Source organism: Nostoc sp. NMS4, assembly GCF_017115095.1.
In the GTDB taxonomy this organism is placed as follows: Bacteria; Cyanobacteriota; Cyanobacteriia; order Cyanobacteriales; family Nostocaceae; genus Nostoc.
Window position 1 is genome coordinate 15,270 of sequence record NZ_JABXKI010000414.1, and the last position, 14,804, is coordinate 30,073.

General features: G+C 38.7%; 14 protein-coding genes. 2 read left to right on the forward strand and 12 right to left on the reverse strand.

All coding sequences use genetic code 11. From position 1 onward, the window contains the following. Positions 1-313 precede the first annotated feature (313 nt). Both HWQ37_RS33155 and HWQ37_RS33160 read right to left on the reverse strand, forming a co-directional pair. Positions 314-1,813: a M16 family metallopeptidase gene (locus HWQ37_RS33155; RefSeq protein WP_292755441.1), complete on the reverse strand. Its 1,500-nt coding sequence runs from the start codon at positions 1,811-1,813 to the stop codon at positions 314-316. A 44-nt stretch (positions 1,814-1,857) separates the two neighbouring features. Next, positions 1,858-3,555, reverse strand: coding sequence for a M16 family metallopeptidase (locus tag HWQ37_RS33160; protein ID WP_292755442.1), 1,698 nt, complete (start codon positions 3,553-3,555; stop codon positions 1,858-1,860). Positions 3,556-3,706: 151 nt separating this feature from the next. Between HWQ37_RS33160 and HWQ37_RS33165 the strand changes: the two genes are divergently transcribed. Further along, positions 3,707-4,321, forward strand: coding sequence for a TetR/AcrR family transcriptional regulator (locus tag HWQ37_RS33165; protein ID WP_292755444.1), 615 nt, complete (start codon positions 3,707-3,709; stop codon positions 4,319-4,321). A 109-nt stretch (positions 4,322-4,430) separates the two neighbouring features. On the opposite strand, the gene HWQ37_RS33170 is transcribed toward HWQ37_RS33165, so the two are convergent. The 3 genes from HWQ37_RS33170 to HWQ37_RS33180 form a co-directional block, all read right to left on the reverse strand. Continuing rightward, positions 4,431-4,877 (reverse strand): DUF4332 domain-containing protein, encoded by a 447-nt coding sequence (locus HWQ37_RS33170; RefSeq protein WP_292755446.1) that lies wholly within the window; start codon positions 4,875-4,877, stop codon positions 4,431-4,433. 180 nt (positions 4,878-5,057) lie between these two features. Then, positions 5,058-5,225 carry a hypothetical protein gene (locus HWQ37_RS33175; protein WP_292755447.1) on the reverse strand — a complete coding sequence of 56 codons (168 nt, stop codon included), beginning with the start codon at positions 5,223-5,225 and terminating at the stop codon, positions 5,058-5,060. Positions 5,226-5,376: 151 nt separating this feature from the next. Then, on the reverse strand, positions 5,377-5,556 hold the full coding sequence (locus HWQ37_RS33180; RefSeq protein WP_292755449.1) for a hypothetical protein: 180 nt from the start codon (positions 5,554-5,556) through the stop codon (positions 5,377-5,379). Positions 5,557-5,695: 139 nt separating this feature from the next. Between HWQ37_RS33180 and HWQ37_RS33185 the strand changes: the two genes are divergently transcribed. After that, the gene (locus HWQ37_RS33185) at positions 5,696-6,853 is read left to right on the forward strand and encodes an endo-1,4-beta-xylanase (RefSeq protein ID WP_292755451.1); all 1,158 of its coding nucleotides are present in this window, start codon (positions 5,696-5,698) and stop codon (positions 6,851-6,853) included. 170 nt (positions 6,854-7,023) lie between these two features. Here the strand turns inward: HWQ37_RS33185 and HWQ37_RS33190 are convergent, their stop codons facing one another. The 7 genes from HWQ37_RS33190 to HWQ37_RS33220 form a co-directional block, all read right to left on the reverse strand. After that, on the reverse strand, positions 7,024-7,848 hold the full coding sequence (locus HWQ37_RS33190; protein WP_292755453.1) for a WecB/TagA/CpsF family glycosyltransferase: 825 nt from the start codon (positions 7,846-7,848) through the stop codon (positions 7,024-7,026). A 146-nt stretch (positions 7,849-7,994) separates the two neighbouring features. Continuing rightward, positions 7,995-9,146, reverse strand: a complete 1,152-nt coding sequence (locus HWQ37_RS33195; protein ID WP_292755455.1) for a glycosyltransferase family 4 protein — start codon at positions 9,144-9,146, stop codon at positions 7,995-7,997. Positions 9,147-9,250: 104 nt separating this feature from the next. Beyond that, complete coding sequence (locus HWQ37_RS33200; RefSeq protein ID WP_292755457.1) at positions 9,251-10,144, reverse strand: glycosyltransferase family 2 protein; 894 nt, start codon at positions 10,142-10,144, stop codon at positions 9,251-9,253. Positions 10,145-10,253: 109 nt separating this feature from the next. After that, positions 10,254-11,270, reverse strand: a complete 1,017-nt coding sequence (locus HWQ37_RS33205) for a hypothetical protein (protein WP_292755459.1) — start codon at positions 11,268-11,270, stop codon at positions 10,254-10,256. Positions 11,271-11,294: 24 nt separating this feature from the next. After that, positions 11,295-12,566, reverse strand: a complete 1,272-nt coding sequence (locus HWQ37_RS33210) for a glycosyltransferase family 4 protein (protein ID WP_292755461.1) — start codon at positions 12,564-12,566, stop codon at positions 11,295-11,297. Positions 12,567-12,614: 48 nt separating this feature from the next. Beyond that, positions 12,615-13,844: an O-antigen ligase family protein gene (locus HWQ37_RS33215; protein ID WP_292755463.1), complete on the reverse strand. Its 1,230-nt coding sequence runs from the start codon at positions 13,842-13,844 to the stop codon at positions 12,615-12,617. Positions 13,845-13,862: 18 nt separating this feature from the next. Continuing rightward, complete coding sequence (locus HWQ37_RS33220) at positions 13,863-14,789, reverse strand: glycosyltransferase family 2 protein (protein ID WP_292755516.1); 927 nt, start codon at positions 14,787-14,789, stop codon at positions 13,863-13,865. Positions 14,790-14,804 lie beyond the last annotated feature (15 nt).

Sequence of the window (14,804 nt, forward strand, 5' to 3'; positions counted from 1 at the left end):
GTTAACTAATCCGCTGCGACAATTTTTGCTGCTTCATCGCTAGATTCTCAGATCCGACATCGCTTGCTTGAAGAAGCCCTTTAGAGAAGTGTATACTGGAGCGATCGCGCTGAAAAAGTAAAGAAAAAACCTCTGGAGTTCCCAGAGGTTTTGGTTCCTGATTTAGTTTCTATTTGTTACTCCAATTTGTCCTCGCTCATTTCCCGATAATGAAGAAAATTATTTTAACAACAAGATCCCCGACTGTCTAAGAAGTCGGGGGTATAAGCCTGACGATTTTATTTGGCTATTGAGTGTCTACCTATCTACGCTATTAATTCTTCGCCTGTGGCCGCGAACCAGGAATCGTTACATCTATTGGTGTCACCTGTTTAGCTAGCTGTGTCAATGGTGGTTGAATGGCGGTTTGATTCCCCACTACTAGAGTCACAATCTTTTCAGGCTTGAGGTATTCTCGTGCTACCCGTTGGACATCGGCTGCTGTGGTAGCGGCGACAGCTTTTTGATAGCGAAAGAGAAAATCAGCAGGATAGCCGTAATATTCGTATCGCATCAACCGCGATAAGGTTTGGCTGGGGTCTTGAAAGTTGAACACAAAGGAGTTGAGTGTAGACTCTTTGGCATAAGCGAGTTCTTTTGCAGTCACTCTTTGAGTTTGGGTGCGCTTGATTTCAGCTTGTAAGGCTTTGACAAACTGGACGGTAGCATCCGATCGCGTTTGTCCACCAGCGATAAACATTCCAGGATAATCGTAGCGGGGACTCCACTGCCCATAGACAGAGTAAGCTAAACCTTGACGCGATCGCAATTCATTAAATAAGCGTCCACCAAATCCATTTAACACTCCATTTAATACATCCAGCGCCGCATAATCAGGACTATCGAACCGTCCGCCCAAATGTCCTAGAAGTACACTACTTTGGGTCAGTTGTGGCTGATTGACAAAAAACACTCCACCTGCATTAGCTGCCAAAACCTTTGGTAATGTGGGTTTAGCAATACCTGGGTTACGCTGCCAATCGCCAAACTTAGCTTGAATGAGCGATCGCATTTTCTTACTATCAAAATCCCCCACAATCCCCAAAATTATATTATTGGGGTGGAAATATTGCTGATAAAACTTGAGCAAATCCTCACGCTCAACCTTATCTACCGTTGCATACTCTATGGTGCGAGAGTATGGGCTATCTTTGCCATAGATCAATTTTTTAAATTCTCGACTAGCAATCCCATCTGGACTGTCATTACGACGGGCAATGCCACCTTTGGCTTGAGTTTTCGCTAAGTCTAGCTTTTCTTGAGCAAATACAGGCGATCGCACCACCTCAGTAAACAGCCCAAACACCGTTTCTAAATCTTCACTGAGGGCATCAAAGCTAGCACTACCAGAAGCTTCACCAATACCAACTTCCACAGATGCCGCCCGTTGTTCCAATATCTCATTGAGTTCATCAGGCGAATGTTGCTTAGTTCCTCCAGTTCGCATCACCGCGCCTGTAAAACCAGCCAACCCAACTTTCTCCATTGGTTCCAAGCGATTCCCTGTCCGTACAAACGCCGTCCCATTCACCAACGGTAACTCGTGATCCTCCATCAAATACACAACCAGACCATTTTGCAGCACAAACCGCTCATACTTAGGTAACTTAATCTCAGGTAGCGGTGGTAACTGCAACTCCGTATAATGCTTCGCCTCAGCCGTCGCTGCCAGAGAAAAATTACAAGTTAAAAGTAAACACGTAAAAACAGCAACCAAAGCATAAACAAACCCCTTCCAACTTTGCCTTTTCCCCTTCACCTTAAACCTCTGCATATCTCTCTTCCTTTGCGCCCTTTGCGTCCTTTGCGGTTCGTTTCTCATGCTTCTTTCGACAACAACTTCCCAATCGTGCGATTTTGTGGCGTAAAAGTTTCCTTTGCCACCCGCTCAATATCAGCCGTCGTCACCGCCGAAATATCATCCAACTGCTTAAACAAATTCCGCCAAGAGCCAGTTTTCACCTCATATTCCAACAACTGTTGAGCCATCCCCATATTGGAATCGAGAGTACGTAACAAACTCGCCCGTGCTTGGGTTTTCACCCGTTCCAAATCAGCCATTGCTACAGGCTCAGTTTTTAACTTGTCAATTTCTTGACGTAAAGCCACCGCCAACTCATCAACTGTATGACCCGGAGCCGTGAGAGCATAGAAAAACATCAAGTTTGGGTACTTATCTCCAGGAAATCCACTGTAACCTTGAGCATTTAGCGCCAAACGCTGCTTTTCTACCAAAGACTTATATAACCGCGACGTGCGCCCATCACTTAATAAACTGCCAATGATTTCATAGACTGCATTATCTGGATGAGTAATCGCCGGACGATGATAACCTTCTAAATACCAAGGTTGAGAAGGTAACTGTAAAGTAACTTCCCGTGTTTGTTGTTGTGGCGGTTCCACCGGAATTTGTTCAACAGCTTTGGTTTTGGCTTGAAAGCGGCCAAAATAAGTTTGCGCGAGTTTTTTCACCTCAACCGGATTGATATCTCCAACAATAGCAATGGTCAAATTACTTGGTACGTAGTGAGTATCAAAAAACTTTTGGACATCTTCTGGTGTCAGATTGCGGATATCTTCGTCATAACCAATCACCGGACGTTTGTAGGGATGGGTTTTGTAAGCAGTATCGACAAACTTTTCCACCATCAGTCCAATGGGTGAATTCTCCACCCGCATCCGTCGTTCCTCTAAAATTACATCTTTCTCTTTATAAAACTCACGACGAATTACCGGATCGAGAAATCGCTCCGACTCCAACGACATCCAAAGTTCTAGCTTATTGGCAGGAAAGCTGTAAAAATAACGAGTGGCTTCGGTTGAAGTATTGGCATTTAAACCCACACCTCCCGCTTGTTCGACAATTTGCCCCAATTCGTTTTGCTTGACTAGCTTGGCTGCTTGCGATTCTACTTGCTCAAACTCAGTTTGTAACCGAGTAACTTCAGCTTTTTTGCCATCGGCTTTCGCAGTTTTAATTTGGGCATTCAACTGCTCTAAGCTATCTAATAGCGGTTTTTCTTTTTTGTAATCTTGTGTACCAATGCGCGTTGTGCCTTTAAACGCCAAATGTTCCAGAAAGTGAGCTACACCAGTTTTACCATCTGTCTCATCCACGCCACCGACATTCGCATAAGTAAGAAAAGAAACCACGGGTGCTTGATGCCGTTCCAAGACAATGAATTTTAAACCATTGTCGAGGCGAAACTCCGTTAACTGCTTGATAACTCGATCGAGATAAGGTTGGATTGAGGTTTTAATGGGCTGGGTTTGAGTTTTAGTTTCTTGAGGAGGAGGTGCTGTCTGAGTTTGAGCTAGAGCGACTTCTGGCAACAATCCCCACGAGAAGATGATTAAAGTCAACAAAGTGACAAACAACCGCCGTAATCTGACAGATATTCGATCTGAGTAATCCAAAATCCCCAATCGTTCGACTAAGATATTTTGCGATCGCTCAGTCGAGCCGCGCTCACGAGGAAGTATAAAATCTAAAATTGACCGACTGCTCTGGTTCATAAGCGAAAATTAAGATAAAGTAACATTACCTAAATAACAGGATACATAGCAAAAGAGCGTTAATCTTGTATTAAGCTTTCAGTGGCTCTTTGTACTTGACATTAGACAATAATGCTACAAGTCCTGTTACGGATATCTAACCATAACTGTTATGCGAGTTTTTAATTCTTCCCCGCCTTCAGAGATTCAGACGCGCACCCGGATTTTACAGGCAGCGCAACGGTTGTTTGCCTCTCAGGGATTTGATGGTACTACCACCCGCGACTTAGCACAAGCGGCTGGTATCGCTGAAGGTACTCTATTTCGTCATTTTCCCAATAAAAAAGCAATTTTAGTGGAAGTAGCCACGAGTGGCTGGGTAGAGATTCTTACAGATTTGCTCACAGAATTAAGTGAAATGGGCAGCTATAAAGCCGTCGCTCAGGTGATGCGCCGTCGGATGTGGAATTTCCAAAAAAATGCCGACTTAATGCGTGTTTGTTTTATGGAGGTGCAGTTTCACCCCGATTTACGCGATCGCATTCAATTAGAAGTCATTACCAAAATGACTGATGTGGGCGAAGCATTCTTTCAAACAGCAATGGATAGAGGTATTTATCGCCAAGGGGACGCAAAGCTAGTTGCTAAAGTTTTCTTAGGAATGTTTGCGATCGCAGGTTTTTCCAACAACACCCTCATCGAACCTGATGCCTCTCCCCAACAAATGCAGGAAATGGCCGAAGGACTCGCTGATATCTTTCTTAATGGTGTTTTAGCTAAAGAGTAGGGAATTGGGAATTGGGCGTTAGGAGTGCTGTTAGCGGATAGCTAAGGTTTAGCCCGTGCTGAGTTAAGAGTTAGGAGTTTTGTTTATCTCCTCATCTCCCTCATCTCCCTCACTCAGCACTCAGCACTGTTTTCGCTTGCTGACTCCATTGTTGTACTAGCTCAATTGCTGGACACAAATCTCGGCGCTGCATTGTTGCTACCTGAAAGCGCATAATTTGTTGGTGCAATCTGTGAGTGGGAGTTTGAGCTAGCTGCACTACAGAACCAATACCTGCATGGAGTAATAAACCACAATATTGTGTCCCGACACTGGGAATACGTGCCAAGTCAGCTAAAGCCATCCATTTATTTACATACTGAAGATGAATCTGTAGTTTATTTGCTAACGCTAGTCTTTCCTCCAGAGTTTTCCCTTGTTTGACTAGCGCTACTGTGCTGTTAATCCCACAATTTTGCAGTTGAGATTGTTCCTCGTGGCTCAGTCCAGGTAATTGCTCAATTGGCCAATCACGAGATTGGATAGGACTTCTACTATCTTTGTGTTTAGCAGACATTTTTGAAATTAATAGGCTTGTTTAAACATTGTGACAGTTGCTTCTTCGCAAAAGTACGTTCTTGCAGTTTAGCGTTTGTATTGACGTGCAATTTTAACTCAACCTTCAGCAAAACCATTGTGTAGCCTAACAATGCCATTGCATCGCCTTACCAAAGTTATGTAGAGGCGATCAATACTTTTAACGTGAGTCTCCAACCGAGGCACACGTTAATTTAACTTTACCGATATTGGTTTGATAAACTTCTGCTACTGCCATCATCTGGTCTGTTTGCGCTAAGTCTGCAATGCCAGAAGTACTAATTTTTTCTGCCACTCGCGTATAAATTTTTATGATCTGTCCCGCCATTGATACTTTAATGTACGTGTTTAAGTGTGGCGATCGCCATCCAATACCAAGGGCGCAAACAAGTTAATACCTCTGCTTCCGGTTCTAGTTGTCCTAATGCAGACACTATTTGACTTTTGAGCCTGGTTTCTACTAGCTTAGATTTCTCTGTTTAACCAACTAACCCAAATTGAGAAATCCCATAAACAATAATTCCATCTGTAATAGCAATAGCTGCAATTACTAATGCAACTAACCCGTTATTGGAAGCTTTTTTGACAGCTTTTGTATTTATATCTAAACGAGCGTTATATATTAGATAATCATGTTTACTGCTGGTATATAAAAACACATTTAATTGATGTAAATAGAATATACTTTATTTTGGATTTTCGACTGTAATGACTGTGAGAATCATCACTACACCTCAAAAAGTATCAAAATTTATTCTGTAATATAATAATGTTATGTGTTTTTATTAAATAGCATTTATGCATTATCGGAGAAAATTTTTAAAAAGAGCAGGATACACAACCCTTTCTGCTTTATTAACTATGGGGTTTTTACAAAAGGATAACGAAAAAGAAGATTGGGTCACAGATAGTATTGCAAAAAACTATACAAGTAACAATTTAAATTCTCCACTTCGGGAATTAGCTGCCGCTAAAGGAAAGCGTTATGGCGCAGCAATTTCTAATGAATTTTTGCAAACAGATAAAGATTACGCTAACCTGATGGCTCGTGAATGTTCGATTGTGACACCGAATGGGGAATTAAAATGGAACGCCACTGAACCACAGCCAGGGAAATTTACCTTTGAATCAGCAGATGCGATCGCAGATTTCTGCCAAAAGCATAATATAGAATTGCACGGGCACACCCTTTTCTGGCACATGGGAAAACCAGACTGGCTTCCTTATCCCCCTACACTTAAGATGATCGAACGCCATGTTAAAGGAGTCATGGGGCACTATCGCAACAGCAAGGTTTTAAAGTCTTGGGATATTGCCAATGAAATTATTGCTGATAGTGAAAACGAAACTGATGATGCTACCTACGGTTTGCGTAAAGGGGTAAAACCAGAATTAATTCGAGACTTGTTTTTAATTGCCGCTTCAGTTGATAGCAGCAAGAAATTTTACCTCAACGATTTTGGCATCGAAAGTACCACATGGAAATCAGAGCGTTTCTTAAAAATGGTCGAATATCTGAAGAATAGTGGCGTTAAAATTGACGGTGCAGGTATCCAATCACATCTATGGTTTTCTACTGCATATTCTTTTGACGAAAAAGGATTTAATTCCGTCTTAAAACGGCTGAACGATCTTGAAGTTAAACCAATAATCACAGAATTAGATATTATCATTGATACCCCACTACCCAACAGCATCAAAAGCCTAGACCAAATGGTAGCCGACAGTTACAAGCGATATCTTGATCTATGCTTTGCGGCTAAAGTCGATACTGTAATTACATGGGGGCTTACCGACCGTCATACCTGGATACGTCTTCCCGAGTGGATGCCAAGAAAAACCTTTAGAAACAATCCAAGTCTCTGGAAATTTCTACGTCCGCTTCCCTTCGATGAAAACCTGCAACCTAAACCAGCCCGCAATGCTATAGCCCAGGCTTTCCAGGAAGCAAGTTAATACTCCACCTAAGCAAAATAGGTGGAGATATTTTTCGCTATTAACGATTATGAAAGTTGAATAAGAATCAATACGCTTGGGTTAAGAGAATAGTAGGTTGGGTTGAGCGTAAGCGAAACCCAACAAAGTCACCAATTGAACGACCTACTGCTAAAACCTTGAGAGACTCTTCAAGCTACGAACTTTTGAAATTTCGTACTTAGAAATACCAGCAGGTTATTTTTCTTCCGTTTACTTGAGATACTCCAAATTTCTTGTAAAAATAATGTACCAACAAACCAAGGCTCAACTAAGTAACGTCTCCAAAGTCTTTTTGGTTCAGAAAACAAACGATACAACCATTCCAACCCTACCTTTCCCATCCAGCGAGGAGGAGTAGGTATTGCTCCTGCTATATAGTCCATACAGGCTCCACTAGTCAAAATAGTGTTGGTATGAATATGTTCAAGATTTTCGTAAATCCAATACTCTTGGCGTGGCATACCCATCCCCACCATTAATATATGGGGTTTGTAAGCATTAATTGCAGCTACAGTGGCGAGATTTTCTTGACTATTTTTATCTATATCAATATAGCCATGAGAGCAAGCAATCTCTAAACCAGGAAATTTCTCGCATAAAATACTTGCTGCATCTTCAGCAACTCCTGGCTTTGAACCTAAATAGAATACACGCCAGCCTTTACTAGCAGCTTCTGCCATCAGAGGCCATACCCAGTCAGCATAGGTTACTCTTTGTTCCCGTTTAATTGGAAAACCCAACAGCTTTCCAATAAACACTAGAGGCATACTATCAATATGGGTATATTCTGCCTTAGAATAAAAAGCTTGCATTTTTGGATCGTTATGGAAGAGATAAAGACTATGTAAATTATGATTAGCAATAATCCATTTCTCATCCCGATCGATAGATTCTTCAATCAATAAATTTAAGTCGAGAATCGAGAGTGCATCTACTTGAGCACCAATAAGTTTATAAGAAAATCGCTTCTTCATATCTTGTTTTTCTTTTGATAAATATGAGATGTTATCTCAGGTAAAAGGTGAGTATTGTAAAATTAATTAGCAATATTTCAATATTGAAGTACTGAAATATTGAAACAGCTAAGTTTTTTTAGTTAAAAAGGATTATCTTAATCTAACTAAAAAGCACTTGTTTTCATGAGGATTTCCGCGATATTATGCGCTCTTGCATTCCAGGAATACTTTTCTGTAATTAAGGTATATGCCGTATCTACAAGTGATTGGTATTTATCAATATTTGAAGCAGCATCCAGTACTGTGTTAGCTACTTCTTCGCTAGAGTATCCTGTTACTAACAGATGTTCTAAGTTGCGAAATTCTTCTAAACCTCGCAAGCCTTCTGGTGTTGAGACAACCAATTTTCTGCTAGCGAAATAATCTAATGCTTTATTCCGAGCGCCACCTGCTACTGCTTGTTTTGAGAATGGCAGCAAAGCAATATCTGCATATTTCAGATGGGCGACAAAATCTTCTCTTGTAGGTAAAAACCCTAAAAAAGAAATGTTAGAAGGTATTGGTTCTGAAATATTACTACTATCCCTACCAATGACAACAAAATGTACTTTTTCTTGATGACTTTCAAGGGATTTAGCGACCTCAATAGCCATTGAGACAGACATATCATTAGTTGGAAACTGAAATGTTTTGGGAGCAATAATAACCACTATTTTAGCAGGTTTAAATTCTTTATAGGGGTTTTTATCTGGAAAAACTTCAGTATTGAGTAAGTCTTCAGTCACTCCATTGCCGATAGAATAAATTTGCTGTGGAGTTTTACCATACCATTGGGAAATTAGCTTAGGAATTGACTCACCTGCTGCAATAATTGGACTGCCAGAGAATATTAAAATTCCCTGAGCAATATATGTCTTAATACATTGTGCAAGCTCTTTGAAAGGATTGGCAACTGAAAACAAGCGCATCCAGTATTCATAAGGCGAAAATGTATGAAAATCTAGTACAAGAGAGGAACTACTGCGTTTCCTAAGCTTTAGTGAAACTAAAGCAGCCAATCCAGGTAGTGTTTCTTGAGCATACACGATATCTGGAGAAAATTCGTCGATGCACTTTTCTATAGCTTGAATATATGATTTCAAGCTTCTTGAGCCAACAGAAAAAGAAGGTGCATAATTGACAGAGGAACAATCTAAACCTAGCTGAAAAACATCAAAGTATTTAGTAAGATATTGTCCTAGATAAAAAGGTCTAGTAAATGCACCAAATGGTTGACTTGAATCGAGGGTTGAAACAATTAGTAAGCGTTTACCCATAAAATAATTGCTAATTAGTTTATAAATTGAAACTATATTTGTCAAACTATTAAGATAGTTTTAACTTATCCAACTATCATTCACGAATGAGTATCTTGCAAGTATTAAACTTCTGAGTTAGTTTGACTAATATCCTCAGAAAATGTAGGAGAAGTTGCCAAATCCTTGTAACCAACAACTGCTCTGACATAGGGTAAGAACCAGTAAAATATCCAAAATGACCCAGAGTGTCTGCTACAAAATACAGTCCATGATTTTAATGGAAATCCTTTAATGTGTAATACCTTTTTCAAACGTTCTAATATATTTAAATTGGTATCTGCCCAACTATTACGGATAGAATTTTTAGTACAAGTCCCAATATAGCCAGGAGCTACCCATACTTTACAACCCAATTTACCCGCTCTCAGGGCATAATCTAAATCTCCTAAACTATGAACAAAAGCTGTATCAATATTCCCAACCTTTGCAACAACACTTTTAGGAATTAGCACGCAGTTACCATACATAGCATCGCATTTTTGGATAGCGGAACTTGGTTCTAAAAATTCAAACTTGTTAGAATACCACTTTTTGGATTTTACTGCTCCTCCATAGGTTGCTTTTCCTGTAATTGAATCTTTCGTTGAACCAACTACAATTGATTCTGGATAACCTTGTTCAGCCAAACTTTGATGAGTCTGTAATAATTTACTCACAGCATTGGCTTCTAAAAATGTGTCATCATTCAACCACAGATAATAATCATATTGATGTTTTATAGCTTCACCAAAGGCGAGATGCATTCCTCCCACCCAAAATAAATTGCCATTACCCTGAAGAATTTTTACTTCTGGATATTCTGCTTTAACAGCCTCTGTAGTTCCATCAGAACTCCCATCATCAGTTAAATAAACATCACAATGATTTTTTTGCTGATATAAAGCATTCAGACAGGCGAGAGTTGTATTCCGCCTGTTAAAGCAGGTCATAATTACGGCTAAATTTGCTTGTTTCATCTTATTTTCCTCATAAAAAATCTACAAAAAATTAATACAGACAATAAATTGATATGTCATTCATAATTTAAAACATCAAATTTGTACCTTCGTGTATTGTTATATCAATTTAAAACTTCAGCCTTTTTTCTATCCAACCACTGAAGTTAATATCTAAATTAAAACTTTTTAGTTTTTGTTCCATTTTTCTAATTGCTAACGTATATCGATGCCAAACTGATACACGAGGCATATTAAGTCTGACAACCTCTTGACATAACCATCGATATTTTTCTGAATTTATATTGAGCTTTTGCAATCTTTTTATTTGTGCATTCCAATCGTGATAAAAAAACAAATTGAAATAATGAATAGATATAATATCATCCCAATTTTTAATTTGTAGTTCTTTTGATAAACGATTATGTAAAGGTAATGGATAACTATAATTAGCAGGAAAATGTTCGACGTTTTCTTCCAACGCACATAAAGTTACAGACAAAACAGACTGTTCAACAAAATAAATACCCTGGGGAGGTGTAATATCCAAACGCATTACTTTTTCAAAGTTCTCTTTCCAAGTTGTAAATATACCCGCACTCCTTCTTACAGCCACTAAACCAGAATTCCAGTAGGCTCTGATCCTTTTATTACCAATTGGCGTGTCAACAAATACCTCACGCTTTACTCCTAATACTTCATATAGTTTTTGCCAATACCATTCTTGAGGGTCCTGCAGACCTGTAGAGCCAATTCCTTGACCATACTCAGGACGTACCCGTACATTACAATCTACTGGCAGTAAAAACTCTGTTGGCTCAGAAAAAAAGCATTTGTCACTGTCTAAAAAAACTAATATTTCTGCATCAATATTTTGTTCTGCATAGGCACAAACTAAGGGTTTATTAGCTAAATAATATTCATGAAATTCTTGATTTATCGGGATTTGTTGATGAATCACCTGCAATGCTTCAAAGGATTGTTGGGTTTGCTTTAAAATCGGTTCACCTACTCTAGGATGAAAACTATATATAGGTGTATTTTTCAATTCGCCGCAGAACTTACGAATACTTTCTGCAAGCATCAAAGATTGACCTTCTAAACGACCAGGCTCTGTACAAATTATAAAAGCTATAGGTATAGACATATTATGAAGTATTGATTTACTAGGTTAATTACTCAATGAAGATTTCTTTGCCGCGATCAATATTTCTTGAAACAAGGCTGAATAACGACGTGCTTGAAGTTCCAGAGTGAATTTTTGCTCGGCTTTATCGCGCGCATAAAATGAGAGTTTTTGCAACCTCTGTTCATTTTCAAGTATCCAGATAATTCCTTTGGCAAAATCCTCAACTTCATAAGGTTTAGCCAAATAGCCGTTCTGCTGATGATCGACAATATCTTTTAAGCCAGTAGAATTAAAAGCCACAACTGGAGTACCACAAGCGAATGATTCTGAAGCTGTTTGTCCAAAAGATTCTTGAAGAGATGGTACAAGCATCACATCAGCAGCTGAGTAAACAGTTGCTAAAGATATGGCATCGTGTAAGTGTCCCAAATAGTGGGTTTTGAAGCCTAAATCAGGTGGATTTTCGGGTTGAGATGCTCCAAAAATCACAACTTCCAAGTCATCCTTCCAGCCAGATTTACTCAATTCTTTTAAAGCTGGTTGCAACAAATGAAATCCTTTATTTTTATCGCTAGTTGCTTCTATAGCTCCAAAGAGTATCAGCTTTTTATCTTGCGGTAGATTGAGTGCTTCTCGTGCAAAATACTGATTAATCGGTCGATATCTTTGAGTATCCAGTCCGTGGGGAATTACCTCGATTCGCAAATTCTGGAACAAAGAACTGGAACGAGCGCACTCTGCTAACCAAGAACTTGGTGAAACCAAAGTTAAATTTAAATTTTTCCAAGCTTTTATTTTGCGCTGCCATACCCAACGGGATAGATCCCATTCATTAGCACTGTTGAGTTGAGGGCAAGCTCCGCAGGATACTTTGTAGCGATCGCATTCTCCTGTAACGTGACATCCTCCAGTGAACCCCCACATATCATGAAGAGTCCAAACTAGAGGACGCTTCAGTTTAGGGAAAGTTTCTATTTGCATAAAACCGGCGCTAATCCAATGCAAATTGATTATGTCTGGATTAATCTGAGCAACTTTAGAAACAACTCTATCTGGCAACCATTGAGTAAAAAATGGAGTATTTTTCTTTTGACGATAAAGCTTTAATGGTAAGCTTTCAACTGTTAACTTTGCCTTAGCAATGCCTTGAAATAGTCTAATGTTAGGTGCAATTACTGTTTTATCATTACTATATTTTTCCTGGACTAACATTTGTGACTGTAGCCCTATATCCTGTAAACCTGTGTGTAAACGATATGCAGCCCTCGCTGCACCTCCACTAATATCATGGGTACTAATATGTAAAATTTTCATTGTTATTAACTTCTTGATGACTAAAACTATTTCTGACTGCCATAAAAACTAATTGGCTAAAATATTTTTATGATTTCGTTGATATTCAACAGTTAAAGATAAGGACGTAGTGACATACATTAACCAATTCCAGCTAGGAGTTAATAATCTTGCTTCTGAAAAATTAACTATGACAATAATAAGTAGCATCTGCATTGGCCAATAATCTTCCGGTTTTTTAGCAACAGAAATAACTCGAGTCAGTGCCATTACAAAAAACCTGACGAACCCTGCTGCAAAAGTTAAAAAACCTAAAAATCCCAATTCTAACAATAGTTCTAAAAAACCATTGTGGGCATTACTTGCCCAATCATAAGTAGCTCTTAGTTTAGATGCAGCATTACTAGTCCAAAATCCCGAAAATCCATAACCTAGCCAAGGTCTTTCCAAAATCTTGGAAATCACTAGTTCCCAGAGGTCAGAACGTCCATTGAAGGTGAGGTCTTTACCAGAGGTACCAACTACAGTTTCGGCATTATTGAGAAGTAATATTGAAGAAACCATGAGTACCATTAAAGTTGAAGTAATCATAATAACTTGTAATTTATAATTAGTTTTTTTCAACGATCTGTAAAAAGGTAAAAGCAATATCATAGTCAATAGAATCGTTAAAGATGTTGTTGAACGTGAGAGGATAATTAGACATACAGATATCCCACATAATGCCCACATCAACCAGCGATATCGATGACCACTAAGAGCAAGGTGTAAAAAAACTCCTGCACTCCAAGCCATCATGTAACCTAATTCATTTTTATGACCATAAATTCCACTCCACATACCTACTAATTCAGATGATTCGTGAATATAACCTGGTACAAATGCAGAAAATAGTATAGATAATGATGCAGCTACGCCAAGCGCCCAAGCTATCAGCCTCATTTGTTCCTTAATGGAATAACGCATTGCTAAATAGATAGCAAGAAAATATATTCGGATTAGACCTCTTAAGTAAGTAAGACTAGAACTTAAGTCTTCTGACCATAAAAGAGAAAATATAACTATTGCTAGTAAAAAAAACTGTAATGGACTTTTAGTAATTACATAAAGAAAACCTTTCCAGTATAAGATTAAGAAATAAAATAGGATTAAATATGAAACTATATTGAACAAAATATCTAGCTTATCACCTCCAAGGGTAGACATGGAAACTTCTTGTGCAGGATGTATTGTTAATGCCCCTACAGCAATGAGTAATAGCAAGATAGTTAGGATTTTTTCTGTTAATTTTATTTTCATTTATGAAATTTAATTTATCTATTTTTTTATCGTTGAATAATTCAATTTTTTCTTCAATTCCTCTTTAAAAATATCTAATGCAGTTGCTTTATAGACTGTTTTCTGTGTAAAATTGTCTGCTTCTACATTCCTGACAATAAATGGTGGATGCTTTAAGGGAAATTCCATTGCTTGCATCGACATATTGATGAACGAAAATTCTTGATTAGAAGTGAAATGAGTTGCATCTGCACCAACACCAACATTAGATATTAAATTGACATTCGGAATAATGCTTAAACTTCCCTGCATCCAACAAGCAAATGTCCATTGATAATCCCAGGTTATACCTGTAGGATTGTTATAAACAGATTGAAATATTCGTTGCCAATAATTTACTGCTTTTGGGTCTATAAGAATGTCACGTAAAAGGTTTTCTGCTTGCACCTCTTTCCAGAGTTTGATGGTCAAATCATAATGTTGCCAAGCACGTCTCCAACTTGCCCAACCCCAGCAGTGGTTGTAGCGAGAAAAATAGTAACTGTAATTTGTACGTTTTCGTCCAAGTTGAAGATTTTGAGCAGAGATTGTGGCAATTCTGGTATCATTTCTATATTTTTCCAGCAGTTCTTCACTAAACCTGAAAAAAGTTGGGTGAGGGATACAATCATCTTCCAAAATAATTGTCTCTTCAACATTATTAAATACCCAATCTAAACCGCTTGATACCCGTTTTGCACAACCTAAGTTGAGATCGGAATAATTCTTGATTACTTCACAGTCCCAATCAACTCTCTCAATGATTGCCCTAGTTGCTTCACACTTTTCTGCCTCACTTTCGCGGTCAGTGCGGGGGCCATCTGCAATTACAAAAAGTTTTGTTGGCTTGGCTTGGCGAATAGACTCAAAAACTTTCTCTGTTGTTTGAGGGCGTTTAAAAATAATAAAAGTTACTGGTGTTTGCATCATATAAAGGTTAAA